Annotated in this window: 32 protein-coding genes; 5 read left to right on the forward strand and 27 right to left on the reverse strand. The window is 62.8% G+C overall.

The window, feature by feature from the left end:
- Positions 1-19 precede the first annotated feature (19 nt).
- From phnP to phnC, 13 genes are all read right to left on the reverse strand, one after another.
- Positions 20-769: a phosphonate metabolism protein PhnP gene (gene phnP, locus EJ576_RS21475; protein ID WP_126571023.1), complete on the reverse strand. Its 750-nt coding sequence runs from the start codon at positions 767-769 to the stop codon at positions 20-22.
- The gene (gene phnN / locus EJ576_RS21480; RefSeq protein ID WP_126571024.1) at positions 760-1332 is read right to left on the reverse strand and encodes a phosphonate metabolism protein/1,5-bisphosphokinase (PRPP-forming) PhnN; all 573 of its coding nucleotides are present in this window, start codon (positions 1330-1332) and stop codon (positions 760-762) included. Before phnN ends, phnP begins: the two co-directional genes overlap by 10 nt.
- Entirely contained in the window at positions 1332-2477 is a 1146-nt protein-coding gene (locus tag EJ576_RS21485) for an alpha-D-ribose 1-methylphosphonate 5-triphosphate diphosphatase (protein WP_126571025.1), read from the reverse strand. Before EJ576_RS21485 ends, phnN begins: the two co-directional genes overlap by 1 nt.
- Positions 2467-3189: a phosphonate C-P lyase system protein PhnL gene (phnL, locus tag EJ576_RS21490; protein WP_126571026.1), complete on the reverse strand. Its 723-nt coding sequence runs from the start codon at positions 3187-3189 to the stop codon at positions 2467-2469. Before phnL ends, EJ576_RS21485 begins: the two co-directional genes overlap by 11 nt.
- A complete protein-coding gene (phnK, locus tag EJ576_RS21495; RefSeq protein WP_126571027.1) occupies positions 3186-3959 on the reverse strand; it encodes a phosphonate C-P lyase system protein PhnK in 774 nt (257 codons plus the stop codon). Before phnK ends, phnL begins: the two co-directional genes overlap by 4 nt.
- Positions 3956-4798 carry an alpha-D-ribose 1-methylphosphonate 5-phosphate C-P-lyase PhnJ gene (locus EJ576_RS21500; protein ID WP_126571028.1) on the reverse strand — a complete coding sequence of 281 codons (843 nt, stop codon included), beginning with the start codon at positions 4796-4798 and terminating at the stop codon, positions 3956-3958. Before EJ576_RS21500 ends, phnK begins: the two co-directional genes overlap by 4 nt.
- Positions 4791-5867 (reverse strand): carbon-phosphorus lyase complex subunit PhnI, encoded by a 1077-nt coding sequence (locus EJ576_RS21505; RefSeq protein WP_123476978.1) that lies wholly within the window; start codon positions 5865-5867, stop codon positions 4791-4793. The genes EJ576_RS21500 and EJ576_RS21505 overlap by 8 nt, the downstream gene beginning before the upstream one ends.
- Complete coding sequence (phnH, locus tag EJ576_RS21510) at positions 5867-6457, reverse strand: phosphonate C-P lyase system protein PhnH (RefSeq protein WP_126571029.1); 591 nt, start codon at positions 6455-6457, stop codon at positions 5867-5869. Before phnH ends, EJ576_RS21505 begins: the two co-directional genes overlap by 1 nt.
- Positions 6457-6894 carry a phosphonate C-P lyase system protein PhnG gene (gene phnG / locus EJ576_RS21515; protein ID WP_126571030.1) on the reverse strand — a complete coding sequence of 146 codons (438 nt, stop codon included), beginning with the start codon at positions 6892-6894 and terminating at the stop codon, positions 6457-6459. Before phnG ends, phnH begins: the two co-directional genes overlap by 1 nt.
- An 11-nt stretch (positions 6895-6905) precedes the next feature.
- Positions 6906-7610, reverse strand: coding sequence for a phosphonate metabolism transcriptional regulator PhnF (phnF, locus tag EJ576_RS21520; protein WP_177051354.1), 705 nt, complete (start codon positions 7608-7610; stop codon positions 6906-6908).
- A 36-nt stretch (positions 7611-7646) separates the two neighbouring features.
- Entirely contained in the window at positions 7647-8429 is a 783-nt protein-coding gene (phnE, locus tag EJ576_RS21525; protein ID WP_126571032.1) for a phosphonate ABC transporter, permease protein PhnE, read from the reverse strand.
- Between the two features lie 163 nt (positions 8430-8592).
- The gene (gene phnD / locus EJ576_RS21530) at positions 8593-9594 is read right to left on the reverse strand and encodes a phosphonate ABC transporter substrate-binding protein (RefSeq protein ID WP_123476969.1); all 1002 of its coding nucleotides are present in this window, start codon (positions 9592-9594) and stop codon (positions 8593-8595) included.
- A 32-nt stretch (positions 9595-9626) separates the two neighbouring features.
- The gene (phnC, locus tag EJ576_RS21535; RefSeq protein WP_126571033.1) at positions 9627-10460 is read right to left on the reverse strand and encodes a phosphonate ABC transporter ATP-binding protein; all 834 of its coding nucleotides are present in this window, start codon (positions 10458-10460) and stop codon (positions 9627-9629) included.
- Positions 10461-10700: 240 nt separating this feature from the next.
- On the opposite strand from phnC, the gene EJ576_RS21540 reads away from it, so the two are divergent.
- Complete coding sequence (locus EJ576_RS21540; protein ID WP_256656631.1) at positions 10701-11393, forward strand: DUF695 domain-containing protein; 693 nt, start codon at positions 10701-10703, stop codon at positions 11391-11393.
- Between the two features lie 185 nt (positions 11394-11578).
- Here EJ576_RS21540 and EJ576_RS21550 read toward each other — a convergent pair whose 3' ends face one another.
- The 10 genes from EJ576_RS21550 to ccmA form a co-directional block, all read right to left on the reverse strand.
- Positions 11579-11974: a hypothetical protein gene (locus EJ576_RS21550; protein WP_126571034.1), complete on the reverse strand. Its 396-nt coding sequence runs from the start codon at positions 11972-11974 to the stop codon at positions 11579-11581.
- A gap of 15 nt (positions 11975-11989) precedes the next feature.
- A complete protein-coding gene (gene ccmI / locus EJ576_RS21555) occupies positions 11990-13177 on the reverse strand; it encodes a c-type cytochrome biogenesis protein CcmI (protein ID WP_126571035.1) in 1188 nt (395 codons plus the stop codon).
- Positions 13170-13643 (reverse strand): cytochrome c-type biogenesis protein, encoded by a 474-nt coding sequence (locus EJ576_RS21560; protein ID WP_126571036.1) that lies wholly within the window; start codon positions 13641-13643, stop codon positions 13170-13172. The genes ccmI and EJ576_RS21560 overlap by 8 nt, the downstream gene beginning before the upstream one ends.
- Complete coding sequence (locus EJ576_RS21565) at positions 13640-14176, reverse strand: DsbE family thiol:disulfide interchange protein (protein WP_028615686.1); 537 nt, start codon at positions 14174-14176, stop codon at positions 13640-13642. The genes EJ576_RS21560 and EJ576_RS21565 overlap by 4 nt, the downstream gene beginning before the upstream one ends.
- Entirely contained in the window at positions 14173-16161 is a 1989-nt protein-coding gene (locus tag EJ576_RS21570) for a heme lyase CcmF/NrfE family subunit (RefSeq protein WP_122725215.1), read from the reverse strand. Before EJ576_RS21570 ends, EJ576_RS21565 begins: the two co-directional genes overlap by 4 nt.
- Before the next feature lie 3 nt (positions 16162-16164).
- Positions 16165-16620, reverse strand: coding sequence for a cytochrome c maturation protein CcmE (ccmE, locus tag EJ576_RS21575; RefSeq protein WP_028615684.1), 456 nt, complete (start codon positions 16618-16620; stop codon positions 16165-16167).
- Positions 16617-16793, reverse strand: coding sequence for a heme exporter protein CcmD (gene ccmD / locus EJ576_RS21580; RefSeq protein ID WP_010211791.1), 177 nt, complete (start codon positions 16791-16793; stop codon positions 16617-16619). Before ccmD ends, ccmE begins: the two co-directional genes overlap by 4 nt.
- Positions 16790-17545, reverse strand: coding sequence for a heme ABC transporter permease (locus tag EJ576_RS21585; protein WP_028615683.1), 756 nt, complete (start codon positions 17543-17545; stop codon positions 16790-16792). Before EJ576_RS21585 ends, ccmD begins: the two co-directional genes overlap by 4 nt.
- Before the next feature lie 83 nt (positions 17546-17628).
- Positions 17629-18297, reverse strand: a complete 669-nt coding sequence (ccmB, locus tag EJ576_RS21590; RefSeq protein WP_126571037.1) for a heme exporter protein CcmB — start codon at positions 18295-18297, stop codon at positions 17629-17631.
- Positions 18294-18929 carry a cytochrome c biogenesis heme-transporting ATPase CcmA gene (gene ccmA / locus EJ576_RS21595; RefSeq protein ID WP_122686721.1) on the reverse strand — a complete coding sequence of 212 codons (636 nt, stop codon included), beginning with the start codon at positions 18927-18929 and terminating at the stop codon, positions 18294-18296. The genes ccmB and ccmA overlap by 4 nt, the downstream gene beginning before the upstream one ends.
- A 200-nt stretch (positions 18930-19129) precedes the next feature.
- On the opposite strand from ccmA, the gene EJ576_RS21600 reads away from it, so the two are divergent.
- Positions 19130-20707, forward strand: a complete 1578-nt coding sequence (locus EJ576_RS21600; protein ID WP_122725503.1) for a flagellar hook-length control protein FliK — start codon at positions 19130-19132, stop codon at positions 20705-20707.
- A complete protein-coding gene (locus EJ576_RS21605) occupies positions 20704-21033 on the forward strand; it encodes an EscU/YscU/HrcU family type III secretion system export apparatus switch protein (protein ID WP_122725205.1) in 330 nt (109 codons plus the stop codon). Before EJ576_RS21600 ends, EJ576_RS21605 begins: the two co-directional genes overlap by 4 nt.
- A 1-nt stretch (position 21034) precedes the next feature.
- Here the strand turns inward: EJ576_RS21605 and EJ576_RS21610 are convergent, their stop codons facing one another.
- From EJ576_RS21610 to moaB, 3 genes are all read right to left on the reverse strand, one after another.
- On the reverse strand, positions 21035-22291 hold the full coding sequence (locus tag EJ576_RS21610) for a hypothetical protein (RefSeq protein ID WP_126571038.1): 1257 nt from the start codon (positions 22289-22291) through the stop codon (positions 21035-21037).
- 102 nt (positions 22292-22393) lie between these two features.
- Positions 22394-23620: a gephyrin-like molybdotransferase Glp gene (glp, locus tag EJ576_RS21615; protein WP_126571039.1), complete on the reverse strand. Its 1227-nt coding sequence runs from the start codon at positions 23618-23620 to the stop codon at positions 22394-22396.
- Positions 23604-24143 (reverse strand): molybdenum cofactor biosynthesis protein B, encoded by a 540-nt coding sequence (gene moaB, locus EJ576_RS21620; RefSeq protein WP_099586781.1) that lies wholly within the window; start codon positions 24141-24143, stop codon positions 23604-23606. The genes glp and moaB overlap by 17 nt, the downstream gene beginning before the upstream one ends.
- A 76-nt stretch (positions 24144-24219) precedes the next feature.
- On the opposite strand from moaB, the gene mobA reads away from it, so the two are divergent.
- Complete coding sequence (mobA, locus tag EJ576_RS21625; RefSeq protein ID WP_126571040.1) at positions 24220-24822, forward strand: molybdenum cofactor guanylyltransferase MobA; 603 nt, start codon at positions 24220-24222, stop codon at positions 24820-24822.
- 79 nt (positions 24823-24901) lie between these two features.
- Positions 24902-25123 carry a YgdI/YgdR family lipoprotein gene (locus EJ576_RS21630; protein ID WP_010211805.1) on the forward strand — a complete coding sequence of 74 codons (222 nt, stop codon included), beginning with the start codon at positions 24902-24904 and terminating at the stop codon, positions 25121-25123.
- A gap of 55 nt (positions 25124-25178) precedes the next feature.
- Here EJ576_RS21630 and EJ576_RS21635 read toward each other — a convergent pair whose 3' ends face one another.
- A complete protein-coding gene (locus EJ576_RS21635) occupies positions 25179-26069 on the reverse strand; it encodes a pseudouridine synthase (protein WP_122725501.1) in 891 nt (296 codons plus the stop codon).
- Positions 26070-26097 lie beyond the last annotated feature (28 nt).

Here is a 26097-nt window from a genome sequence, read left to right on the forward strand (position 1 = left end):
CTGCGGGGTTGGAGGGTGTTCAGATGATCCGGCCATCCCAGCCGACCGTGACATGCAGTGGCAATTCACAGCGATGCTCCAGCAACCACGCATCCAACGTATGCCCCACATGGGTCAGCACCCCCAATTGCGCACCGGTTTCCTCAATGCCCTGCAACGCCAGCGTCAGGTCATTGTGATTTCGCGGCGCTTGCGGCTGCGGCGGCATGGAGCAATCCAGCACCAGCACGTCCAGCGGTTCGCGTTGCAACCAGGCCAGGGTCTCCGGTGGCAGGCCGACGGTGTCGGTGAGGTAGGCGATGCGTCGCCCCTCGCCTTCCAGCAGGTAGCCCAGGGTTAGCTTGGAATGCTGCAACGGCAACGCTGTGACGCTCAACTCGCCAAATTGGCGTGTTTCAAATGCGGCAAAGGGCTGGCTGAAATCCAGGATGCCCGGATGCTTGTACAAGTCCGACAACCCCTCCGGATCCGCCGGGCCGTGCACCGGAATCACCAGCCCGTGCCCCCAGCGCAGGTGCAGCAAACCCTGGGCATGATCGGCGTGGTAGTGGGTCTGGAAAATCCCGTTGAAGCTGCGCGGCGGGAAGCGTTCGGTGAGGTCGGGTAAACCGCTGTCGATCAGCCAGCGCTGGTCGCCGCATTCGATCAGCGCACTGCACGGGCGGCGGCGCAGGCTTTCGTCGCTGCGCGCCAGACCGCACGCGGGGCATTCGCAGCCGTACACCGGAACTTGCCGCGCGTCACCGGTGCCAAGCAGCGTCAGGCGCATGCCGAGTGCCCGTGGTCGAGGCAGCACAGCAGGCGTTCGACCGTATGTTCCAGCGGCCCGGAGTTATCCAGGATGAACAACCCCGCCCCATGCCCCGCGATCAACTCAGCGGTGAACCGCGTATTGCGTGCCAGACGCTCCTCGATATCCGCCAGGGCCTCACGCCCGCGTGCGATCAAGCGCTGGCGCAACACTGCCTGATCTACCGTCAACAGCAACACCAGCGACGTAGGATAACGCGCGCGCGTCTGTGCCAAGTGCGCGCGCGAACCGTTGACCAGCACGTCGTCCCCCGCCGCCAGCCACTCGTCGATCTCCTTGGGAATGCCATAGGACAAGCCATTCGCCTGCCAGCTGAGGGCAAATGCACCCTCGGCCTGCAGCGCGGCGAACTGCTCCGGGCTGATCCCTTGCGCCGCCTCGCCCACCGCTTCCGCCGAGCGGGTGATAACGCGGCGCACGACGCGGCAACCGCGCTCGGCCAGGCGTGGGCGTGCAGCATCCAGCAGGCTGTCCTTGCCCGAGCCGGAGGGCCCGATGAGATAGATCAACTTGCCTGCCATCAAAACACCCTCTTCGCTTGTCGCCATACTTGTTGCACCACAGGCAGCCCTTCGCGGCTGCGGGCCTGGACCAGGTCGGCACGCAGGCCGATGGCGATTTCGCCGCGATCGCTCAGGCCGGCAGCTTTTGCCGGCGCCAGGCTGATCATCTTGACCGCTCGCGACAGGTCGCCGCCGTCCTGCTGGTCCGCCAGCACGAAGGCCGCCTGCAACAGGCTGGCCGGGTAATAGTCGCTGGAAAGTATATCCAGCAATCCCTCGGCCGCCAGGCCGGCGGCGGCCACATTACCCGAGTGCGACCCGCCGCGCACCACGTTCGGCGCGCCCATCAACACTTTCATGTCCAGCGCCTGGCAGCCCTTCGCCGCTTCCAGGGTGGTGGGGAATTCGGCGATGGTCATGCCGTAGCGCGCCGACTCTTGCACATGGGCCAATGTCGCATCGTCGTGGCTGGCGACGGACAGGCCGCGCGCCAGGCAATGCTCGACGATGGCGGCGCGATAACGGTCGCTGTACGCCAGGGAGTTGGCCTTTTGCAGCACGATGAACGCGTCCATGGTTTCGTCGTTCAGGTGGTACTTGCCCATGTAGTACTCACGGTACTTGGATTCGAGCACGAACTGGCGCTGGCCGGGCGAATGGTCCATCACCGAGACCAGTTGCACCAGCGGGTTTTCCACCAGGTCGCGGAACACGCTGAGGGTGTCCGGGTGGCACAGTTCGCAACGCAGGTGCAGGTGGTGCTCGGCGCGGGTCAACCCGGCGCCTTCCGCCTGCGCGATGGCATCGAGCATCGCCGGCAGTTTCTTCATGCGGTTGCCCTTGGGGTTCACGTCGCCAATGGATACCGCGTCAAACACCGTGGTGATGCCCGCTGCGATGATCTGCGCATCGTGGCTGAGCACGGCCGAGGTCGACGGCCAGTCCACGCCGGGGCGCGGGGTCATGTGTTTTTCCAGATTGTCGGTGTGCAGCTCCACCAGGCCAGGCAAGAGGAAATCGCCGCCCAGGTCTTGGGCCTGGGGCAAATGGCTGCGGCCTTCGGCAAGGTCGACGATCTTGCCGTCGCGCAGCACCACCGAACCGAGGAACATGCGATCAGCCGTGACAATCTGGGCATTACTGAGGATCTGTTCAGCGGGCATGGGCGTATTCCTCTGCGGCAACGGGCGTGGGGGTCATGTCTAAATGGCGGTCGGCCACCGCTTCACGGGCGGCGCGGTCGTGGAAGATACCGATCAGCGCCGCGCCGGCGGCCTTGGCTTCGTTCATCAGCTCCAGCACCACCTGGCGGTTGTTGTCGTCCAGGGACGCGGTGGGTTCGTCCAGCAACATCACCGGCCAGGCCACCATGAAACCGCGGGCGATGTTGACGCGCTGTTGCTCGCCGCCGGAAAAGGTGCCGGGCGCCAGTTGCCACAGGCGTTGCGGGATATTCAGACGCGTCAGCAGGTGCTCGGCACGCGACTGCGCATTGACCCTGGACCAACCCCGGGCCAACGCCGGCTCCATCACCACGTCCAGGCACGCCACGCGAGGGATTACCCGCAGGAACTGGCTGACGTAGCCGAGGGTTTGCTGGCGCACCTGCAAAATGTCCCGCGGCTCGGCGCCGACCAGCTCCAGCCACTCGCCCGCATGCTGCACACGAATGCTGCCGCCCGCCGGCAGATAGTTGCCGTAGAGGGTACGCAGCAAGGTGCTTTTACCGGCGCCGGACTGGCCGTGCAGCACCAGGCATTCACCGCCCTGCACACTGAACTCGACGCCGCGCAGCACGTTGAGCACCACGCCATGTTGTTGATGCAGGGTGAAGGTTTTCGAGAGGTCACGGACCTCGATCAAGGCATTTGTCATGGCTGCAATACCGAAGACACCAGCAGTTGAGAGTAAGGGTGCTGTGGATCGTCGAGGATCTGGTCGGTGAGCCCGGTTTCCACCACCCGGGAGCGACGCATCACCATCAGGCGGTCGGCCAACAGGCGCGCGACGGCCAGGTCGTGGGTGACGATCACCACGGCCAAATCCAGCTCGCGAACCAAGCTGCGCAGCAAGTCGAGCAGACGCGCTTGCACCGACACGTCGAGGCCGCCGGTGGGCTCGTCCATGAACACAAGACGCGGGCTGGAGACGAGATTGCGGGCGATTTGCAGGCGCTGCTGCATGCCGCCGGAGAAGGTGCGCGGCAAGTCATCGATACGTTGCGGGTCGATTTCCACCTGGCTCAACCAATCGAGACCGGCACCGCGCAGTTGCGCGTAATTGCGCACGCCCTGGGCCATCAAGCGCTCGCCGATGTTGGCGCCGGCTGACACGCCCATGCGCAAACCGTCGCGAGGGTTTTGTTCGACAAAGCCCCATTCGGTACGCAGCAACGTGCGGCGCTCGGCTTCGCTGGCGCTGTACAAATCCAGCCATTCGCCGTCCTTGCTGCGGTAGCCGATGCTCCCCGCTTGCGGCGGTAGGCGCCCGCTCAACAGCGAGAGCAAGGTGGACTTACCCGAGCCGGACTCGCCGACAATGCCCAGCACTTCGCCGGGGTACAGGTCAAAGCTGACGCCTTGGCAACCCTTCTCCGGGCCATAGAGCAAAGACAGGTCACGTACTTGTAGCAAAGGCTGGCTCATTGGTTGTTCTCCTTGACGCGTTGCGCGCAGTACCAGGTGTCGGAACAGACAAAACTCTGGGTTCCCGCATCGTCGAGAATCAGCTCATCGAGGAAGGATTCATGACTGCCGCAGATGGCGCAGTTGTGCTCCCACTTCTGCACCTCGAACGGGTGGTCTTCAAAGTCCAGGCTGGTGACCTGGGTGTAGGGCGGCACCGCGTACAAACGTTTCTCGCGACCAGCGCCAAACAACATCAGCGCCGGGCTCATGTCGAGTTTCGGGTTATCGAATTTGGGGATTGGCGATGGGTCCATCACGTAGCGCTCGTCGACCATCACCGGGTAGGCGTAGCTGGTGGCGATATGGCCGAAGGTGGCGATGTCTTCGTAGAGCTTCACGTGCATCACCCCGTAATCATTCAGGGCGTGCATGGTGCGAGTCTCGGTTTCCGACGGTTCGATGAAGCGCAGTGGCTCAGGAATCGGCACCTGATAGACCATGATCTGATCGGCCTGCAACGGCGTTTCCGGGATGCGGTGGCGGGTCTGGATCACCGTCGCGTCCGGCGTGGCTTCGGTGGTGGCGACGCCAGCGGTGCGCGCAAAAAAGCGCCGGATCGACACGGCGTTGGTAGTGTCATCCGCGCCTTGGTCGATGACTTTGAGCACATCGTCCGCACCAAGGATCGCGGCGGTCAATTGCATGCCGCCGGTGCCCCAGCCGTAAGGCAACGGCATTTCCCGGCCACCGAACGGCACTTGGTAACCGGGGATCGCCACGGCCTTGAGCAAGGCGCGGCGGATCATGCGTTTGGTTTGTTCGTCGAGGTAGGCAAAGTTGTAGGCCGTGTCATTCATGGCGGGAGCCCTCGGCGGGTTGGCGCAGTTTGCGGATCAGTTCCAGCTCGGACTGGAAGTCCACGTAATGCGGTAATTTGAGGTGCGAGACAAAGCCCGCGGCCTCGACGTTGTCGCAATGGGCCAGCACGAACTCCTCGCGCTGGGCCGGCGAGACGATCTCTTCGTTGTATTCCCCGGCGCGCAGCGAGCGGTCGACCAATGCCATGCCCATGGCCTTGCGCTCGGCGTGCCCGAACGCCAGGCCATACCCGCGCGTGAACTGCGCCAACTCGGTGGCCGACCCCACGAACTGGTTGACCATCTCGCACTCGGTCACCTCGATGCTGCCCAGGCAGATGGGAAAACCCAGTTCCTCCGGGTCGATCCACACCTCCACATCGCCGATGCGGATCTCGCCGGCAAACGGGTGGTTGCGGCCATAGCCACGTTGGGTCGAATAGCCCAGTGCCAACAGAAAACCTTCATCGCCACGGGCCAGGGCTTGCAGGCGTTCGGCGCGGCTGGCCGGGTATTCCAGCGGGTCACGGGTGATGTCGGCAACGCTGGCGTTGTCGTCGGTTTCGGTCTTGATCAGGCCTTCTTTGGCGAGCAGGCCGAGAACGCGTGGGCAGGCTTCGATGCGCGCATCGGGCGTGGTTTGCGGGCCTGGATATTCACCTTCGGCCAGCAGCGAAAAATCCAGCAGGCGGTGGGTGTAATCGAAAGTCGGGCCGAGCAACTGGCCGCCGGGCACGTCCTTGAATGTGGCCGACAGGCGTCGGCTCAGCGACATGTGCGCGGTGTCGATCGGCAGGCTCGGGCTGAAGCGCGGCAGCGTGGTGCGGTAGGCACGCAGCAGGAAGATCGCTTCCACCAGGTCCCCCGCCGCTTGCTTGATCGCCAGCGCGGCGAGTTCCTCATCGAACAGCGAGCCTTCGGTCATCACTCGCGCCACGGCCAAGGGCAATTGCTCGCGGATTTGCGTCACGCTCAATTCAGGAATCGCGGTGTCGCCCCGGCGTTTTTTCGCCAGCAGGCGGTGGGCATTGTCGATGGCCTGTTCGCCACCTTTGACGGCTACGTACATCAGGCGTGCTCCTCTGCGATGCGGCTGCTGCGTGGCAGGCCGATCAGGTGATGGCCGGCGGCAAACAACACATCCAGGCCACGGGGGAAGGCTTCGCGACGCTGGCGTTCCAGCCAGAAGGCTTGTGGCACCGGCAGGTGCACCTGGCGCTGGGCCTTGATACCCGGGCCGCGCCAGAGCAGGCCGCGACCGGACTCCAGGTCAGTGAGCTGCACGAGCAAGGTGCAGGACTGGTCGGGGTAGCGGTCATTGCCGTGGTCGAAGCCGCTGAGGTCGAGCAGGTCTTGCTCACCCAGTAAGGCGAACACCGCGTCTTCACGGTTTGCCTTCAACGGGCAACCACAGTGGAAAGCCAGGTTGGCGCGGATCAGCGGCGTGTCGAAGCTCGGTGAAAGCCACAGCGGCGTGTCGCCGTCCAGCAGCGCGAGGCACAGTGCATAGGTGGCCGGCGCCAGCCCATCGAGGCGCGGCGCGGACGGCAGGTGTTGGATCAAACCGGGTTCTGCCAAGGCTTTGAGGGCCGCACGAAAACCGCGCTGGGCATCCAGCACCGGGTCGACAAACGCCGGTTGCAACAGTTGCGCATTCATCAGTTTTCTCCTCGCACGAGGGTGAAGAACTCGACCTTGGTGGCCGCGGTGTCGGCTTCTTTTTGCGCGCGGCGCTGAGCCTGGGCACTGGCCAGCGCGGTGATCAGGTCGCTGAGCCAGAGACTTGGCTGGCTGCCTTGCAAATGGGCATCGGCCAGGGCCGCCAACTCGGCATGGGCCTTGTCACGCCCGGCCAGGTAGCTGTAGCCGGTGCGGCCATCGGCCAGGCGCACCACGCAGCGGGTCACGCTCATTTCGCCGACGTTGAATGGCGCGCCATTGCCGCCCATACGGCCGCGCACCAGGGTCATGCCGACTTCCGGGGCACGGATCAGTTGGTATTCCGCGTCTTTCAACGCGGCTTCGTGAGGTTGCAGTTCACTGAGTTGGGCGCGGGCGAGCACACCAATCCAATGCTGACGCGGGGACAGATTCATCAGGGTCTCCATCAGGTCACCACTTGGTACTGGAAGCGATCCGAACGGCTGGTGGACTGCGCCAGCTCCACCGGGCGGCCGTCGCGATCGCGGGAAAGGGTGAATACGGTGAGGGCCGGCAAATGCCGAGGCATCATCAGCAGCGCGGCTTCATCACGGTTGGGCAAACGCGCACCGATCAAGCTTTGGGTACGCGTCAGCGGCAGGTCGCGCTCGCGCAGGTACTGGCGCAGCGAACCGCCGTTATAGTCGGCCAGCAACGGCGCCCGGCTGGCGCAGTAGCGATGGCGGATCAGGCTGACGGGCTGGTGGTCGAGCTTGCGCAGGGTCTGCAGCTCGATCATCGGCGCCATTTCGGCAATGCCCAGGTGCTGCGCCTCATCGCGACTGGCGTAGCAGTAGCGCCGCTTGAGCAGCACCGCCTCGACGCCCACGCCCTGGGCCGACAGTGACTGGCTGTAGGAGGTCTCGGCGCCCATCGGGTAGATCAAGGGGCGATCAAGTACCTGGGTGCCCTTGCCCTGGCGGCGCAACAGGCTGCCTTCGAACACCAGCTCATCGATGGCACGGCGCAGCGTGTGGCGGTTGACGCCAAAACGCTCGGCCATGTGCACCTCGCCGGGCAGGAAGTCACCGGCGCTGTAGCTGCTCAATTCACGGCGCAGGATATCCGCGAGTTCGCGGTACACCGGTTCATCTTGTCTAGACAACTGCATGCTTAAAAAAAGCGCCGCGCGGGCACCCCTCCGACGTCAGATGAACTGCTTGCGCAGGCGTTGGGACAACACATCGATACCGCTCACCACCACAATGATCACCAGCAGCACCGCGCAGGTTTGGACGAACTGGAAGGCGCGGATGTTTTCCCAGAGGATCACGCCGATCCCGCCCGCGCCGACCATGCCGACCACCGTGGCCGAGCGCACGTTGGCTTCGAAGCGGTACAGCGCGTAGCTCACCCACAGCGGCATCACCTGGGGGATCACGCCGTAGATCACTTCCTGCAAGGCACTGGCACCGGTGGCGCGTACACCTTCAACCGGGCCTGGGTCGATGGCTTCGACGGCTTCGGCAAACAGCTTGGCGAGGACGCCGGTGGTGCTGATCCACAGGGCCAAAACGCCAGCGAAGGGACCGAGGCCGACGGCGACCACGAACAACATGGCGAACACCATTTCATTGATGGAACGGAAGGCGTCCATCACCCGGCGCAGCGGTTGGTGGATCCACCACGGGGTGATGTTGTCGGCGCAAAGAATGCCCAGCGGCACCGAGCAGACGATGGCCAACACCGTGCCCCAAAGGGCGATTTGCACGGTGACGATCATCTCCTTGAGGTAGGAGCGCCATTCGCGGAAGTCCGGCGGGAAGAAGTCGGCGGCGAAGGTCGCCATGTTTCCGGAGTCGCGGTACAGCGCCAGCGGGTTCATCTCGGCGCCGTGCCAGGCCCAGGCCAGCAGGACCAGAAACAGGCCCCAGCCGAGGTATTGCGGCCAGGTGCGTTTGCCGACGGCTTCAGCGTGCAAGGTAGTCATGGGTCACTCTCATACAAAATGTGGGCGGGCTTTTGTGGTGAGGGGGCTTGTCCCCCGCCGGGTTCACCGCTGTTCCAAAGGGGGCTGCTGCGCAGCCCAGCGCGGGGCAAGCCCGCTCACCACAGCAAGCCCGCTCACCACAACGAGTCGGCTCACACAGGGATTAGCCGTTGGCTGCGGTTTTTTTGTCGAGCTCGGAGATGCGCTGTTGCAACTTCGCCAAATCAGCATCGATATCGGCGAGCTTCTTGGCTTTGTCCGCCGCTTCCAGCTTGTCGTCAGCACTGATCGTGGTGCGCTGCTTGAACAGCTCCAACTGGCGGATCGGCAGCAGTTGGTCGTCACTGGAGGCGAGGAACTTGCCCAGTTGCATGTTCTTCAGCACCGCCTTCTCTTCATCGGTGTCACCGTAGTGGGCGAAGAAGTCGCGGATCTTGGTCTTCTCGCTGTCGCTCAGCGCCTTGCTCCACACCATCGGGTCGGCAGGGATCAGCGGTGATTTCCAGATCACCTTGAGCATGGCGGCCTTATCGGGTTGGGTGACTTCCAAACGGTCCCAGCTTTCGGTGTTGAACGTGGCCACGTCCAACTGCCCCTTGGCCACGCTCAGTGCGTTGACTTCATGGCTGGAGTTGAGCGTGCGCTTGAACGCGGTGGCGGCATCCACATTGTTCTTGGCAAACACGTAGTAGCCCGGCACCAGGTAGCCCGAGGTGGAGTTCGGGTCACCGTTGCCGAAGGTCAGGTTCTTGGCATTCTTGAGCATGTCCTCGACGTTGTTGATCGGGCTGTCCTTGCGCACGATCAGCACGCTCCAGTAACCGGCGGCACCGTTGGCGGCGGCGGTCTGGGCGAATATCTCGCCGTTGGAACGGTCCACGGCTTCCATCGCGGCCTTGTTGCCCAGCCAGGCCACATCGACCTTGTTGAAGCGCATGCCCTGGATCAGCCCGGCGTAGTCGGAGGCGAAAGTGGCGTTGATGGTCAGGCCGGTCTTCTTGTGCATGTCATCCAGGAATGGCTGCCAGATGCTCTTGAGGTTCTGCGAAGACTCGGTGGACATGATGCCGAAGTTGATCGCCTTGTCGGCGGCATGGGCATTGCCCAAGGCCACACTGGCCAGCAACACCGCAGACAAAAAAACGTGACCGATACGGTTCAACATGGAAAGTATTCCTGTGGGTCGTGAGTAGGGTTTCAAGCGCGCGCCAGGGCCAGCCGAGGGGTGACGGTGGTTTGACGGGTCTGGTCGGAAAACATCAGGCTGGTGTCGACGTCGGCACCGTACAAATCATTGAGGAACTGGCTGCTCATCGCACTGCCCTGCCCGTCGAAATGAATACGCCCGCCCTTGAGTGCCACGGCGCGCGGGCAATAACGCATGGCGTAATCGACTTGATGCAGGGTCACCACCACGGTCTTGCCGTCGCGGCGGTTGATGTCGGCGAGGATCTCCATCACCTTGCGCGCCGACTCCGGGTCGAGGGAGGCGATGGGTTCGTCGGCGAGGATCACCTCGGCGCGCTGGGTCAACGCGCGGGCAATTGCCACGCGCTGCTGCTGACCGCCGGACAAGGTCGACGCCCGTTGCGCGGCTAGGTCGGCCAGGCCAACGCGTGCCAGGGACTCCAGGGCAAAGGCCTTCTCTTCGGCATTGAACAACCCCAGGTTGCCACGCCAGCGCGGCATGCGACCCAGGCAACCGAGCAGCACGTTGTCGAGTACGCTCAGGCGATTGACCAGATTGAACTGCTGGAAGATGTAGCCGATGTCCGCACGCAGCCGCCGCACCTTGCCATTCAAGCGCCCGCTGGCCTGCACTTCCCGGCCCAGCACCTTGACGCTGCCGCCATTGCTCTTGTCGCAACAGGCCAGGCCGGCCAAATGGCGCAACAAGGTGGACTTGCCGGAACCGGAAGCGCCAATCAGCGCGACCATCTCACCTGGGGCAATGGTGAGTTCGAGGTCGACCAACGCGGATTTCTTCGCAAAGGTCTTGTTCAAGTGATCGACATGGATAGCGTGATTCATGGGCTTCTCTGTCTTGTTTGAACAGCCAGGGGATGGCTGCGGTTGAGTTCAAACGACAGTAGGCGCGGGAGGTGTCAGTGCTATTACTTGCACATGACTGGAGGGGGTCGGTTGGATGAAGGTTTTGTGAAAGGTTGGCGGTGGGCGCCCAGTGGCCTGCGGCGAAGACGTCTGGCACAATCCGCGCCACTGATTAGCCATTACTGGATGGCATTCCCGCAGGTTTAAGGAAAAACACGCATGCTCACTGACAAACTCCGTTTGAACACTCATCACCGAATGCGTGGGATAGCGTTGGCCAGCCTGCTGCTCGCCGGCTGTTCACATGCTGGCCCACAGCCCACCGCCCAGCGTGATCACTGCCTGGACAAAGGCCCTGCGAACAGCGAGGCCTTCGAGCGGTGCGCAGCAGACCGGGAAGCGCAGAAAACGAAAATGCTCAAGGACGTCCTCGCTGTGCTCGACACCCCCCCGGGCCGGCAACCCTTGGCCGAAACAGGGCCGGACGGTTATCAGGAGGCCGATTTCCCGCAAACCCCCAAGGTCCTGAACTACCAGGGCGAACGCTCGATCTCGGTGGCGGAAAAACAGGCGCTGCCTTACAAAGTCAGGATCATCTGGAAGTACGACTCGCCTTACCCGGTACCTGGACCGGGCGACGTCTACAGGATGGGCCAGATGCGCGAGCAGGTCGTGCCGGCCGTGGAGGCGCAAGGGCTTGCGAAGTTTGTGTGCACGGTGACAGCTGACCAGCAGGTGCAATGGATTTTCTATGCCAAAAGTGAAGAGACGTTCATGGCACAGGTGAACGCCGCGCTGGCCAAGAGCGATCCTTCCCCCTTGGTGTTCACGGCGACTAAAGAGCCCGCGCTGAGCAGCGAAATGGCCGGGGCACAAAGTATCCGTATCACGCCCAAAACGTGCATGGAATGACGCATCACCCTTCCAAGTGGATGAAAAACCGCCTGTAGGAGCTGGCTTGCCAGCGATGGTCGTTAACGATGACGCGGGCATTCAGGAGGGGCGTGGCGCGTGGGCGTTTTTTGCCGGCACGTCGGTTTTTACAAGGGTGCAATTACGTACAGGCGTGAAAAAGGCGACCCGAAGGTCGCCTTTTTTCATTGCGCGTATTGCTTGCTCAACCCCGGCGGTACGCCCTGTACGTCGGTCTCTTCCCACGGCCCGTTCGGGCTGATAGAGCGGCTCCAGCCGTTGCTCCAGCGGTAGTAGGTGCGCTGGCGGTAGAACGTGTCGGGCTGTTCGTCCAGCACATACACCTGCATCTTGCCGTCCCAGTGGCTCACGGCGCCCGGTGGTGGAGCGAAGGTCGCGGATTTGGTGGGCACGGGTTTCGGTGCTGGAGTCACCGGGCCCGAGGGCTTGGTGCTCGGCTGGGTCGACGGGCCTGCCGGTGGGATGGTCGGGCCGGTGGGTGCCGGAGGTGGGCGGTGGACCGCACAAGCGCTCAGCCCCAATACCAGGCTGAGCAAGGTGATGCGTGCAAATGCGGTCATAGGCGTTTCCTCGATTTACTTGTCCGGACTGTCGATGGTCAGCTGCTGCACGGCAGTGGTGGTGCTGGCCAAGGGTTGGCTGCGGCCGATCCATTCGCCAGCGGTCGGAACACCGGCCCGGGATATGCGCGCAACCAGTTGGACTTCGGGGAAGTTCGACAGTTTCAACTGCGGCATCATCGCGTCGGCATCACCCAGTTCGACGGTGATCGGCAGTTCGCCAACCGTGACGCGCTTTGCCGCCAATGGCGCCGGTGGGCCAGAGACCGCGCGGGCGAAGATGAATACGCTGTCAGTGGGCAGGGCTTTGGCCTTCACGTCGGCGCTCAGATCCACCCGAACTTTCATCGCGGCTTTTTGAGGGGCGACGGTGCCGCCGTTTTCTTTCAGCTTCTCAGCTGCGCGATCAATGCCACCTTGAAGGGCTGCACGGGAATTGTCTTCCGGTGGCAGTTGCGCCAACAGCCGGTTCCAATAGTCGATCGCTTCCTGATAACGCTGGCCTTCAAACGCCGCGATACCGAGCAGACCAAGGCTGGTGACTTCCTTCGGATCCAGCTTCAACGCTTCATCGGTCAGCGCCTGAACCTTGGGCGACCACTGTTTATTGTCGGCAAAGTATTGCGCCTGGGCCCATTGGCCGAGCAACTCCGGCTGGCGCCCGGCAAGGGCCACGGTGCGTTCGAAGACCTTGGCCGCATCGGCGGAACGGTCCTGGGCCATGTAGGCGCGACCGAGGAAGTACAGGCCTTCCGCCGAGTCCGGCTGGGCGGCGGCGGCGCGTTCCAGGCGCTGGGTCATGTCTTCCATGGACACCGGCGGTTGGGAGAATTCACGGGTCAGTTCAACCTTGTCGCTGGCGCCGTAATGCAGGTACAGCGCAACGCCCAGGACAGGCACCAAAAACGCCGCCAAAAATGGCAATGGCTTGCCCAGGCGCGATTCGCGCGGTTTTTCCACGCCTTCGGTGTCGGCCAGCAATTCGCGGGCGGCTTCGGCGCGGCCCGTGTCGAGTTGAGCGGCGTTGAGCACGCCTTCGTCCTGCTGCACTTGCAACTCGGCCACACGTTCTTGGTAGAGCGCAACGTTCAGCGCGGTGCGATCCTCTTCACGCTGGGCACGACGGCCGCGCAGTACAGGGATCAGCAGGAAACTCAGGGCAATTAGAAGCAGCAAGCCGGCTGCGAGCCAGAAATCAATCATCAGTCTTGGTGTCCAGCAATTGGTCGAGGCGTTTACGCTCATCTAAGGACAGCGCGTCGGAACCGTCAGTCGGCGCGGCGCGGCGGCGGCGCACGATCACCGCCATCACCACCACGCCCGCCAACAACAGCCCGGCAGGGCCGAACCAAAGCAGCGCGGTCTTGCCGGTGAGCGCCGGCTTGTAGCGCACGAAATCACCGTAGCGGTCGACCATGAAGTCGATGATCTGCTGGTTGTCCTTGCCCTCCCCCAGCATGCGGAAGATCTCTTTGCGCAGGTCGGCGGCGATGGGTGCGTTGGAGTCGGCGATGTCCTGGTTCTGGCACTTGGGGCAGCGCAGTTCCTTGGTCAATTCGCGAAAGCGCTCGCGGTCACCGTCCTTGGCGAATTCGTAGGTGTCGATGGCGGCGTGGGCGACGCCGGCCAACCCCAGCACCAGCACCGCAGCGGCTAACAGACGCTTCATGGCTTGGCCTCATCGACCAGCGCCTGGTACTTGGCAGCCAGTTGCTCACGCCACACCACCTCGTCGATCACGCCGACGTACTTGTCGCGGATCACGCCTTTGGCATCGATGAAGAAGGTTTCCGGGGCGCCATAGACGCCGAGGTTCAGGCCGAGGTTGCCGTCTTCATCGCGGATATCCAGCTGGTACGGGTTGTGGAACTCGGCCAGCCACTTCAAGGCCGCCGCATTGTCGTCCTTGTAGTTGATGCCGTAGATCACTACGCCCTTCTCAGCAAGCTTATTCAGCACCGGGTGTTCGACGCGGCAGGAGATGCACCAGGTGCCCCACACGTTGACCAGTGCCGGTTTGCCCAGCAGGTCGGCCTGGGTAAGGGTTTTATCGCCCTGCACGGTCGGCAACGAAAACGCTGGGAACGGTTTGCCGATCATCGCCGAAGGCAGCTCGGCCGGGTCCAGGTACAGACCGCGGTAAAGGAACACGGCCACCAGCAGAAACATCGCCAGCGGCACAACCATCAACCAACGCTTCATACCGCCGCTCCTTGCAGGCCCAGCGCTTCACGCACCCGGCTCTTGACCTTGACCCGATAACGCCGGTCCAGCGCGGCCAGCAAACCACCGAAACCGGTGAGCAGGCCGCCGAACCAGATCCAACGCACGAATGGTTTGACGTGCACGCGCACGGCCCAGGCGCCGTCGCCCAAGGGTTCGCCCAACGCCACATACAGGTCGCGGGTGAAACCGGCGTCGATGCCGGCTTCGGTCATCATCGAACTCTGCACGGTGTACAGGCGTTTTTCCGGGTGCAGCACAGCGATTTCCTTGCCGTTACGCACTACACGAACGGTGCCTTTGTCCGACGTGAAATTCGGCCCTTCGAAGTGCTTGGCACCCTCGAAGATGAAGTGGTAACCGGCCAGGTCCATGGACTCACCGGGTGCCAGGCGCAGGTCGCGCTCGGCGCTGTTCTGGCTGGAGAGCACCACGCCCAGGGCGCACACGGCGATGCCGATATGGGCGATCTGCATGCCCCAATAGCTGCGGGTCAGGCTGGGCAGGCCTTTGATCAGGCCTTTGTGGCGGGTCTTGTCGAAGAGGTCGCGCACGCCAGCCAGCAATACCCAGGCGGCGAGCAGGAAGGTCGCAAGTACGGCCCAGTTGAAGTCGCCGTAGGCAATCCCGGCGATCACCGCCAAGGCCACGCTGCCGAGCAGTACCGGCATCAGCATGCCCGCCAGCCATTTCACCGGGGTGTCTTTCCAGCGCACCAGCACGCCGACGGCCATCACCACCATCAACAAGCCCATCAATGGAATGAACAACGCGTTGAAATACGGCGGGCCCACGGACAGCTTGGCGCCGCTCAGGGCATCCAGTACCAACGGGTACAGCGTACCGAGCAGGATCATCGACGCAGCCACTACCAGCACCAGGTTATTGCCCAACAACAGGGTTTCCCGCGACCACAGGTTGAAACCGACCTGGCTCTTGACCACTGGCGCGCGCAACGCAAACAACGTCAGGGAGCCACCGACCACGAACAGCAGGAAGATCAGGATGAACACGCCGCGCTCAGGGTCGGAGGCGAACGCATGCACGGAGGTCAGCACGCCCGAACGCACCAGGAAAGTGCCAAGCAGACTGAGGGAAAATGCCGCGATGGCCAGCAACACGGTCCAGCTTTTGAACACGCCGCGTTTTTCGGTGACGGCCAGCGAGTGAATCAGCGCCGTGCCCACCAGCCATGGCATAAAGGAGGCGTTTTCCACCGGGTCCCAGAACCACCAGCCGCCCCAGCCGAGTTCGTAATAAGCCCACCAGGAGCCAAGCGTGATACCAATCCCGAGGAACGCCCAGGCGACGATGGTCCACGGCCGCGACCAGCGCGCCCAGGCCGCATCGAGACGCCCGCCGAGCAGGGCGGCGATGGCGAAGGCGAAGGCCACCGAGAAGCCGACGTAACCCATGTAGAGCATCGGCGGGTGCACGATCAGGCCGATGTCTTGCAGCAGCGGGTTGAGGTCATGCCCGTCCGTAGGAATCTGCGGCAGGATGCGGCTGAACGGGTTGGACGTCATGATCAGGAACAGCAGGAAGCCGATGCTGATCATGCCCATCACCGCCAGCACCCGCGCCAGCATGACTTGCGGCAGTTGGCGCGAGAACACCGACACGGCAAAGGTCCAGCCGCCGAGAATCAGCGCCCACAGCAGCAGCGAACCTTCGTGGGCGCCCCACACGGCGCTGAACTTGTAGTACCAGGGCAAAGCGGTATTGGAGTTATTGGCGACGTAGGCGACGGAAAAGTCGTCGGTCATGAAGGCGTAGGTCAGGCAGCCAAAGGCGAACAGCAGGAACGCAAATTGGCCCCAGGCCGCCGGTTGCGCCAGGCTCATCCACAGGCGGTCGCCGCGCCAGGCGCCGAGCAGCGGCACCACGGCCTGCACGACGGCAAAGCACAGGGCGAGGATCATCGCCAACTGGCCCAGCTCCGGAATAAACAGTGCGGACGTCATGGCTTAGCCCTCCTTGGCAGGCGTTGGCGCGGATTGGCCGCTGTCTTTCAGGGCCTTGGTGACTTCCGGCGGCATGTATTTCTCATCGTGCTTGGCCAGCACTTCATCGGCCACCACCACGCCGTCGGCGTTGAGCTTGCCCAGGGCGACGATACCTTGGCCTTCGCGGAACAAGTCCGGGAGGATGCCGCGATAGGTGATGGTCACGGCTTTGTTGAAGTCGGTGACGACGAAGGTCACGTCGAGGGAATCACCGGAACGCTTCAGCGAGCCCTGCTCCACCATGCCGCCGGCGCGGATCCGCGTATCGACAGGGGCTTCGCCATTGGCGATCTGGGTCGGGGTGTAGAACAGGTTGATGTTCTGCTGCAGGGCACTCAAGGCCAGGGCCACGGCAATGCCGACGCCGGCCAGGATGGCAAGGATGATCAACAGACGCTTTCTACGCAGCGGATTCACTTATCGGTCTCCCGGCGCAGACGACGCGCCTCTTGTTGCAGGTAACGCTTGCGGGCCAGGATCGGCGCGGCGACGTTGAGGGCCAGCACCGCCAGGCAGATGCCATAGGCCGTCCAGACATACAGGCCGTGATGGCCCATGGCGAGAAACTCGCTGAAAGAAGCAAAACTCATGCGCGCGCTCCCAGGCTGTTTTGCACTTCGGCCTTGACCCAGCTGGCGCGGGCTTCACGCTTGAGCACTTCGAGGCGCATGCGCATCAGCAGCACGGCGCCGAAGAAGCAGTAGAACCCCAGCACCATCAATAGCAGCGGCGCCCACATCTCTACCGGCATCGCCGGTTTTTCGGTGAGGGTGAAGGTGGCGCCCTGGTGCAGGGTGTTCCACCACTCCACCGAGTATTTGATGATCGGGATGTTGATCACCCCAACAATCGCCAACACCGCGCAGGCCTTGGCGGCGCTGTCACGATTGCTGATCGCGTTGCCCAGGGCAATCAGACCGAAGTACAGGAACAGCAGGATCAACATGGACGTTAGTCGCGCATCCCACACCCACCACGAGCCCCAGGTGGGCTTGCCCCAGATCGCACCGGTGACCAGCGCGACTGCGGTCATCCAGGCGCCGATGGGCGCGGCGCATTGCAGGGCCACGTCCGCGAGCTTCATCTTCCACACCAGGCCGACGATGCCGCACACCGCCAGCATCACGTAGCAGGACTGGGCCAGCATCGCGGCGGGAACGTGGATATAGATGATGCGAAAGCTGTTGCCTTGCTGGTAGTCCGGCGGCGCGAAGGCCAGGCCCCAGACCAGGCCGATGCCGATCAGCAACACGGCGGCGACGCTCAACCACGGCAGCAGCTTGCCGCTGATGCCATAGAACCATTTGGGCGAGCCGAGCTTGTGAAACCAGGTCCAGTTCATTGCTGTTTCCATCACGGTAGCTTTTCGTCGTTGCGAAAAGCTTAGGGTCTTTACTGGTTAAGACAACGCTTAACCAGACCTCATTATTCGCCGACGCTGATCTTCAGGCCGGCCGCTATAGCAAAGGGTGTCAGGGTTACCGCCAGGGCGGTCAGGCTACCAAGCCACAAGAGGTAACCGGTCGCCGGCATGCCCATGAGCGCGGCCTGCAAAGCACCGCTGCCCAGGATCAACACCGGGATATACAAAGGCAGAATCAACAGGGCAAGTAAAAGGCCACCCCGCTTCAAGCCCACGGTCAACGCTGCGCCCACCGCCCCCAACAGGCTGAGCACCGGCGTACCGAGCAACAAGGACAGGAGCAACACCGGCAGGCATTCGACGGGCAAGCCCAGCATCATCGCCAGCAGCGGCGAGAGCAAGACTAGCGCCAAGCCGGAAAAAGCCCAGTGTGCCAGTACCTTGGCCAGTACCAGAAGTGGCAGAGGGTGCGACGAAAGGACCCACTGTTCCAGGGAACCGTCTTCGAAATCACTGCGAAACAGCCCGTCCAGCGAGAGCAGGACCGATAAAAGCGCAGCCACCCACACCAGTCCTGGGGACAAGGTTTGCAACAGTTTAATCTCGGGGCCGACCGCCAACGGGAACAGCGCGATGACAATCGCGAAGAACACCAGCGGGTTGGCCAGTTCAGCCGGGCGACGGCAGAGCAAGCGTGCTTCACGAGCGACTAACAGGGCGAATACACTCATGCCGACCACCGCCCCAGGTCAAGATCACGGTAGCCAGCGGGCATACGCGTCAACGTGTGGTGGGTCGTGAGAACGACCAGACCGCCCCGCTCGCAATGTTGGGCCAGGTGTTCTTCCAACTGAGCCACGCCTTGTTTGTCGAGGGCGGTGAACGGTTCGTCGAGAATCCACAGCGGCGGGCCCGGCAGATACAGACGCGCCAGGGCCACGCGGCGCTGCTGGCCGGCGGACAAGGTGTGGCAGGGAACGTCTTCAAAACCCTTGAGGCCGACAGCGGCCAGAGCCTGCCAAATGGCGTCGCGCGACGCGCGATGATGCAGGGCGCTGAGCCAACTGAGGTTTTCTTCGGCGGTGAGCACGTCCTTGATGCCGGCGGCGTGGCCGATCCAGATCAAGTTGCGCGCAAGTTCGGTACGTTGTTCGTGGAGGGGCTTGCCATTGAGCCGAACTTCGCCTGCCGTCGGCTGCATCAGCCCGGCCAACAGGCGCAGCAAACTGGTCTTACCGCTGCCGTTGGGGCCGCTGACCTGCACCATGTCGCCGCCCGCCAGCCGCAGTTCGAGGTGCTCGAACAGCAGGCGCAGGTCACGTTCACAGGAGAGCGCTACGGCTTCAAGAAGAGGGCTGGTCAAAAGATCGCGGGCCTTTACGGTTCAAGTCGGCGGTGCAGCGGCCGTTAAAGAGAAATGCACAATAACGGCTTTGGCGACCGATTTTAGAGAGCTGGATCAAATAGTTGTGAGGTTTTTACCGCTCTCTTTGCAGACGGGCGGCATTATACATGTGATGCCCTACTCTAAAGAGGGCAATTTCCCCAGAGACCATGCGCGCGATGACCGGTGAGATCAACCTTCCTACGCTTCCACCCGCCCCGGCAGCCGGGCCCGGCCTTGCGCCTGCGGCCGGCGAGTTGCTGAAACTGCTGGAGCCGCAGATCGGCCTGATCGACCCTGGGAAAACCGCGAACGCCGAAGTCATCGCCCTGAAACAAGGCGGTGAAGCCTTTCAGTTGCTGCTCAAGTTGACCCTTGAAGGCGGCCGTCAGACGCTGGTGCAGGCCAGCAGCCCACAGCCGCTGCCGTTGGGCAGCAATGTGGCGGTGAGCCAGACGCCCACCGGCAACCTGACCCTCAGCCTGCAACAGGCCTTGAGCGCCAATGTCGCCGCCCTCACCCGCATCGACACGAACCAGATGCCGGTGGGCTCGCTGCTTCAGGCTAAGGTGCTGACCACCCAGATGTTGCCCCAGGGCACGGCGCAACCGGCGATCTATCGCTCGCTGGTGACCGTGCTCAACAGCGCACTGACCGGCACGACCCTGACCGTGGAAAGCCCGCAGCCGTTGCGCGTCGGCAGCCTGCTCAGTGCCGTGGTACAGAACGCACAGACTTTAAGCTTTGTGCCGTTGAGCGGACTCAAGGATCAACTGGCAGTCACCCAACAACTGTCGACCCAGCAAAGTCGCCAGGGCTCGCTGGATGCCGTCTTCACTGCGCTGCAGAACCTGCCACGCGGCGACAGCACTTCCGCCGAGCTGCGCGGCGCCGCCGAGCGTTTACTCGCTGCCCTGCCCGACCTGGCGCAGGTCAGCAATCCCAAGGTACTGGCGCAAGTCATCCAGAACAGTGGTGCGTTTCTGGAAGCCAAGCTGCTCGCCGGGCAAAACCCGCAAATCCCACCGCTGGACATGAAAGGCGCCTTGCTGCGCCTGGTCGCCGACTTGCTGCCGGCCCTGCCCGCCAGCACCAACATCAATGCCATCCTCGCCGCCAACACCCTGGCCCAAGTGCTGCCCAACTTCGTGCGCAGCCCTTTGAACACCCTCGGCCAGGTCAGCGCCCGACAGATACCCGCAGGCTTCCCGCTGCCCGAGCGTCTGATGGCGAAACTGGAAGGCGAAGGCGACCTGGAAAACCTGCTGCGCCTGGCCGCTGGTGCCATCTCGCGGTTGCAGAGCCATCAGCTGTCGAGCCTGGAACAGACCGGCACCACCGCCGATGGCCGCCTGCAAACCACCTGGCAGTTGGAGATCCCCATGCGCACGTTGCAAGACATCGTGCCGTTGCAGGTCAAGTTCCAGCGCGAAGAGCCGGCGCCGGACAAGGATCAGCCTGAGCGCAAAGAGAAAAAGGACGCCAAGCAGATGCTCTGGCGCGTCGAACTGGCTTTCGACATGGAGCCGCTGGGGCCGCTGCAGGTGCAGGCGCAATTAAGCCAGGGCAAACTGTCCAGCCAGCTATGGGCCTCGCGGCCGTTCACCGCCAGTTTGATCGAGAGTCACTTGGGCAGCTTGCGCGAGCGCCTGGTGACATCGGGCATCAATGTCGGCGACCTCGATTGCCACCTCGGCACCCCGCCGCGCGGGCCGAAGACCGGACTGGAGCAACGCTGGGTGGATGAAACTGCATGAAAAACGCCAACCCACCGCGCCAGGCGATTGCCCTCAAGTACGACGGCCAGCAGGCGCCGACCCTGACCGCCAAGGGCGACGATGCCCTGGCCGAAGCCATCCTGAAGCTGGCGCGGGAAAATGAAGTCCCGATCTATGAAAACGCCGAGCTGGTGAAGCTGCTGGCGCGGATGGAGCTGGGCGACAGTATCCCGGAAGAGCTGTACCGCACGATTGCCGAGATCATTGCGTTTGCCTGGACGCTGAAGGGCAAGTTTCCGGTGGGGTATGACCCGGATGCCGCGCCGGTAGAGCGCGACGTGACCGAACGCGGGGATGACTACTGAATCAGCCCGGCACCACACCGGCCAACACGCGGGCCGCTACCGAGGTGGCAACCGGCTTGCGCTGAGCGTGCTGTTTCAACGCCTGCTCGAACGTCTGCCCCTCATACCGCCGCAATGCCGCACCAAACGCACTCGCCTGCGCAGGCGGAAGTGGCGCGGTGAAGGCCTCGATGAACGGCGCGTCAACCACGGTGTTGCGAACACTCTCTACCTCTGCCTGTATGGAACGGCTATCGCGGGCAGTGACCTTATCGAACAGGGCTTGATCCTTGATCACAAAATCCTTGGCACCGGGTGCGCGTTGAGCAACAAGCACATTCTGCTGACCGTTCCAGGCCGACAGTGAATACTCCTTAAGCCTGTCCTGACTGTTCTTGACCGACTCGATACTCGGGCCACGATGCTCCAGACCCGCACTGAAAAACTGGCTCAGGACATTGAAGTCCATCACCGCCTCATCGGTGCCGCGCTTGAGAATCCGACAGCACAAGGTCGCGAGGTCCACCTGGATATCGTGGAAATGCAACTTGGGTTCCTGGCTCAAGCGTGCGATATCGGCGATTTTCTGGTTGAAATCGTTTGGCCACAGGTACAACGCATCCCGCGTCAGTGGCTGCCCCAGGCGCTTTTCCATGGGACTCATGAACTGCTGAACCAACGCCGCGCCCTGGTCATGCACCTGCAACATGCTCGTGCCGGGCATACGGTTTTGGATCATGTTCTTGACAATATCGGTGTTGAGCGCGAACTGGCCGGTGAGAAAGGTGGTTTTACCCGCTGATGGCGCACCCCGAACTATCGAGACATCCTGCGACAAGGCAGGTGCCGGGTCTTGAAGAATGGACTGGAATTGCGTCAGGTATTTTTCTGCCACCTGTGCGGTCAGGTTCTTCAGGATGTTGGCATTGAGGCTGTCCACCTCGGGCAGCCAGACATTTTTCTTGCCCAGGGCCTGCGCCAGTGTCGGCAAGGTTTTGTCAGCCGCAGCCGGGTCGGCCCACCGCAGCCGTTCATTGTCCTGCAATCGTTGCAACTGCCCAGGATCACGCGTCAGCGCCTGCCAGGAGGTAATGCTCGGATCGGCGATCATGCAGGCAAGCCGCTCCCGATAAGTATTCTCGGAAAGCGGCGTGCCGATCAGTTGATTCAAAACCCCACGTGCAGTGCTTGAATTGATCGACGCTGCAGTGGGCAAGCCGGGTTCGGCGTGAGCGGGTGCCGTCACGCCAGGAACGGAAGTAGCAGGTTGGATAGTCATCGTCAGGCCTCCAGTGACCAAGACTCAGAAAATTAACCTGCCCGTTCTGGATGGCTCATAGGACTTATCTTGACTGTGCCCCCGCCACCGGTGAATTGTGTGTCAGCCAAATACCTCACTCAACGGAATGAAGTTGACCCGATCGCCGATAGCCAGCGTCGTGCCTTCCAACACCTCCACAAACCCTTCCGCCCACGCCGCACTGCGCAGCACACCGGAGCTCTGGTTGCGGTAGATGATCGCCTTGCCCTGTTCGATACGCCCACGCAGGTATTCGCGGCGGTTGCCTGGCTTGGGCCACTCGAACCCTACCGGCACGTCAAAGCGCAGCGGCTCGACGTCTTGCACACCTTGACGGCGCAGCAGATAAGGGCGTGCCAGCAGCGCGAACGTGACCAGCGTCGAGGCTGGGTTGCCGGGCAGGCCGATCACCGGCACGCCACGGAAGTGGCCAAAGGTCAGCGGCTTGCCGGGTTTGATCGCGAGTTTCCACAACGCCAGCTCACCCTCTTCACGCAGGGCGATCCCAAGGAAATCCGCCTCGCCCACCGACACACCGCCCGTGGACAGGATCAAGTCGACACGGCCCAAACCGCCCAGGCGCGCACGGGTTTGCTCCAAGTCATCAGGCAGGATGCCAGCGTCAATCACTTCGCACCCCATGCGCGTAAGCCATGAGCACAGCACGCGTCGGTTACTGTTGTAGATCTGCCCCGGCCCAAGCGGTAAGCCGGGTTCGATCAATTCATCGCCGGTCGACAACACCGCCACGCGCGGGCGGCGTATCACCGCCAGGCGATCATGGCCGAGGGACGCCGCCAGTCCCAGTTCAATCGGGCCCAGACGCGTGCCGGCCGACAATACCAACTCGCCTACGGTAGTTTCCTGGCCCTGGGGGCGGATGTTCTGGTCGAGGTGCAGGGGCTCGGTGAAGCTCACGCGCTCATCGGCGTGGACCACGGCGTTCTCCTGCATTTCCACGCAGTCTGCCCCTTCCGGTACCGGGGCGCCGGTGAAGATGCGGGCGCAGGTGCCGGCGGCCAGGGGTTGTGGCGCCTGGCCTGCGAAAATGCGTTGGCTGACCACCAGCGGTTCGCCGGTCCAATCCGCCAGGCGCACGGCATAACCGTCCATGGCGCTGTTTGGCCACGGCGGCAGGTCGAGGGTTGAGATCAAGTCTTGCGCCAGTACACGGCCGTCGCACTCCGCCAGCAGCAGGGCGTCCTGCTCACGGATCGGCGCGGCTTCGGCCATGGCCAGCAGTTGGGCCAAAGCGTCCTCTACCGGCAGCAGTGCGCCAGTCTTACCGGGCTTACCCACGGGATTCACAGGGTTCGGCCTGTTTCAGGTGCGGGACGAAGTTGCATGGGCGGTGACGGTTGTCCAGTTGCTCGGCGAGGATGCCGTCCCAGCCGGTACGCACCGCATTGGTCGAGCCCGGCAGGCAGCACACCAGGGTGCCATTGGCCAGACCGGCCAGGGCGCGGGACTGCACAGTGGACGTGCCGATGTCGGCCACGGAAATCTGGCGGAACAGTTCGCCAAAGCCGTCGACCTGCTTATCCAGCAGGCAGCTCACCGCCTCGGGGGTGCTGTCACGGCCGGTGAAGCCGGTGCCGCCGGTGATCAGCACGACTTGCACCACATCTTCGGCGATCCAGTGGGCGACCTGGGCGCGAATTTTGTAGAGGTCATCCTTGAGCAGCACGCGCTCGGCCAGGTTATGGCCGGCGGCTGTCAGTCGGTCAACGAAGACCTGGCCGGAGGTATCGGTTTCGAGGTTGCGGGTGTCGCTGACGGTCAATACCGCGATATTCAGGGGTACGAAGGGCGCATCTGCCTTGGCTTTCATGGCACGGTCCGGTTGTCGAAGGAACAGCCCGATGTTATATCACAGCCCCCCCTTTTGCTGCCGCTGCGGAACTGCCATGCCTATCGATTCGTCCCCACTGCCCTGTTCGGTTTTGCTGCTGTCCGGTGGGCGCGGCCAGCGTATGGGCGGCCAGGACAAAGGCCTGCTGGAATGGCGCGGCCAGCCGTTGATTGCACATTTACAGGGCCTGGTGCGGCCGCTCACGGATGACCTGATCATCTCGTGCAACCGCAACCCGCAGCACTATGCCGTCTATGCCGACCAGTTGGTGAATGACGACAGCCCGGACTTTCCCGGCCCGCTCGCCGGCATCCGTGCGGGACTCGCCGCCGCACGCCATGCGCACCTGCTGATTTTGCCGTGCGATGTGCCGCATATCGACGCTGGGCTGATCCAGGCGCTGCGTGAGACCGCGCAACGCAACCCGCAGCTGCCGGTGATGGTGCGCCATGGTGCGTTCTGGGAACCGTTGATCTGCATCGTCCCCACCGGCCTGCGCGATGCGGTGGAGAGGGCCTGGCACGCCGGCGAGCGCAGCCCGCGCAAGCTCTTCCTGCAACTGGGCGGCGTAGGCCTGGAGTGCCCGGCAGATGACCCGCGCCTGGCCAACCTTAATACGCCGGCGCTGTTACAGACGCCGTCGGGCGTGTCAGAATGAACCTCGCACAAGGAACTTTGTCGGCGCCCCGCGCGTCACAAGGTCAGCAATTAAAAAGTATTCTCTCGGAGACAAACTCATGACTCAACGGACCATCGCCGCTCTCATGCTTGCACTGGGCCTCGCCACCCTCGCCGGTTGCGCTTCGCCAACAGTGATCACCCTGAATGACGGTCGCGAAATCCAGGCCGTCGACACCCCGAAATACAACGAAGATTCGGGTTTCTACGAATTCGAACAACTTGACGGCAAGCGCACCCGCATCAACAAAGATCAGGTTCGCACCGTTAAAGACCTGTAAATCTTAGCGTTTGCCAACAAGGCCCGCCTCGCGCGGGCCTTGTCGTTTCTGGCGGTTACCAGTCGAGGGTGATCTGGCTGCGGAAACTGCGTTCTTCGCCCGTGACCGGGTCGATGAACCGCACCCCCTGGGCGAGCAGTTTGAGGGGGTTGGCGTAGTCGTCTACCGCGTCCTTGATCACGTCAGGGTAGAACGGGTCATTGCAAATACTCGCGCCGAGGGCACTCATGTGCACACGCAACTGGTGCTTCTTGCCGGTTACCGGGAACAGGCCGTAGCGCCACAGATCGCCGTTTTTCTCGCGCACCTCTACCGCCGTTTCGGTGTTGGCGGTGCCAGGCCCTTCCTGCATGCGAAAGAACGGCTCGCCATCGACCAGTCGGCTTTTATGCACCCTGGGAAAGGTCAGGTCAGGCAACGCTGGGGCGATGGCTTCGTAGAATTTATCGATCTGGCGCGTGGGAAACAGTTGCTGATACGCGGAACGACTGGCCGGATTGACCGAAAACAGTACCAGCCCCGCCGTGTGCCGGTCGATGCGGTGCAAGGGCACCAGTGAGGGATTATCCAGCCGACGAATCAGGCGGCGCAGCAGGGTTTGCTCGACGTACTCGCCTGCCGGAGTCACCGGCAGGAAGTGTGGTTTATCAGCGACCACCAGATGCTCGTCGGCATACAGAATGGTTTCCTGCACCGGGATGACTGTCTCATTCGGCACTTCGCGGAAATAATAGATGCACAGGCCTTCCTTGTAGCCCAGGTCCAACCTGATCGGGTTGCCGTTGATATCCAGCACCCGCCCCCGGGCGATGCGGTCCAGCCAGTGTTCGCGGCTGATCGCCGGGAAGTGCTCGCACAGACAATCCAGCACTGTCGCCCAAGGGCCTGGCGGCAGATACAGGGTGCTGGCTTGGTGCTGGGACGCGGAAAAACCGGAGGTGGACATGAAATGCTCAAAGCCTGTGACAAAACCG

It is taken from the genome of Pseudomonas sp. C 49-2, from assembly GCF_003970195.1.
In the GTDB taxonomy this organism is placed as follows: Bacteria; Pseudomonadota; Gammaproteobacteria; order Pseudomonadales; family Pseudomonadaceae; genus Aquipseudomonas; species Aquipseudomonas canadensis.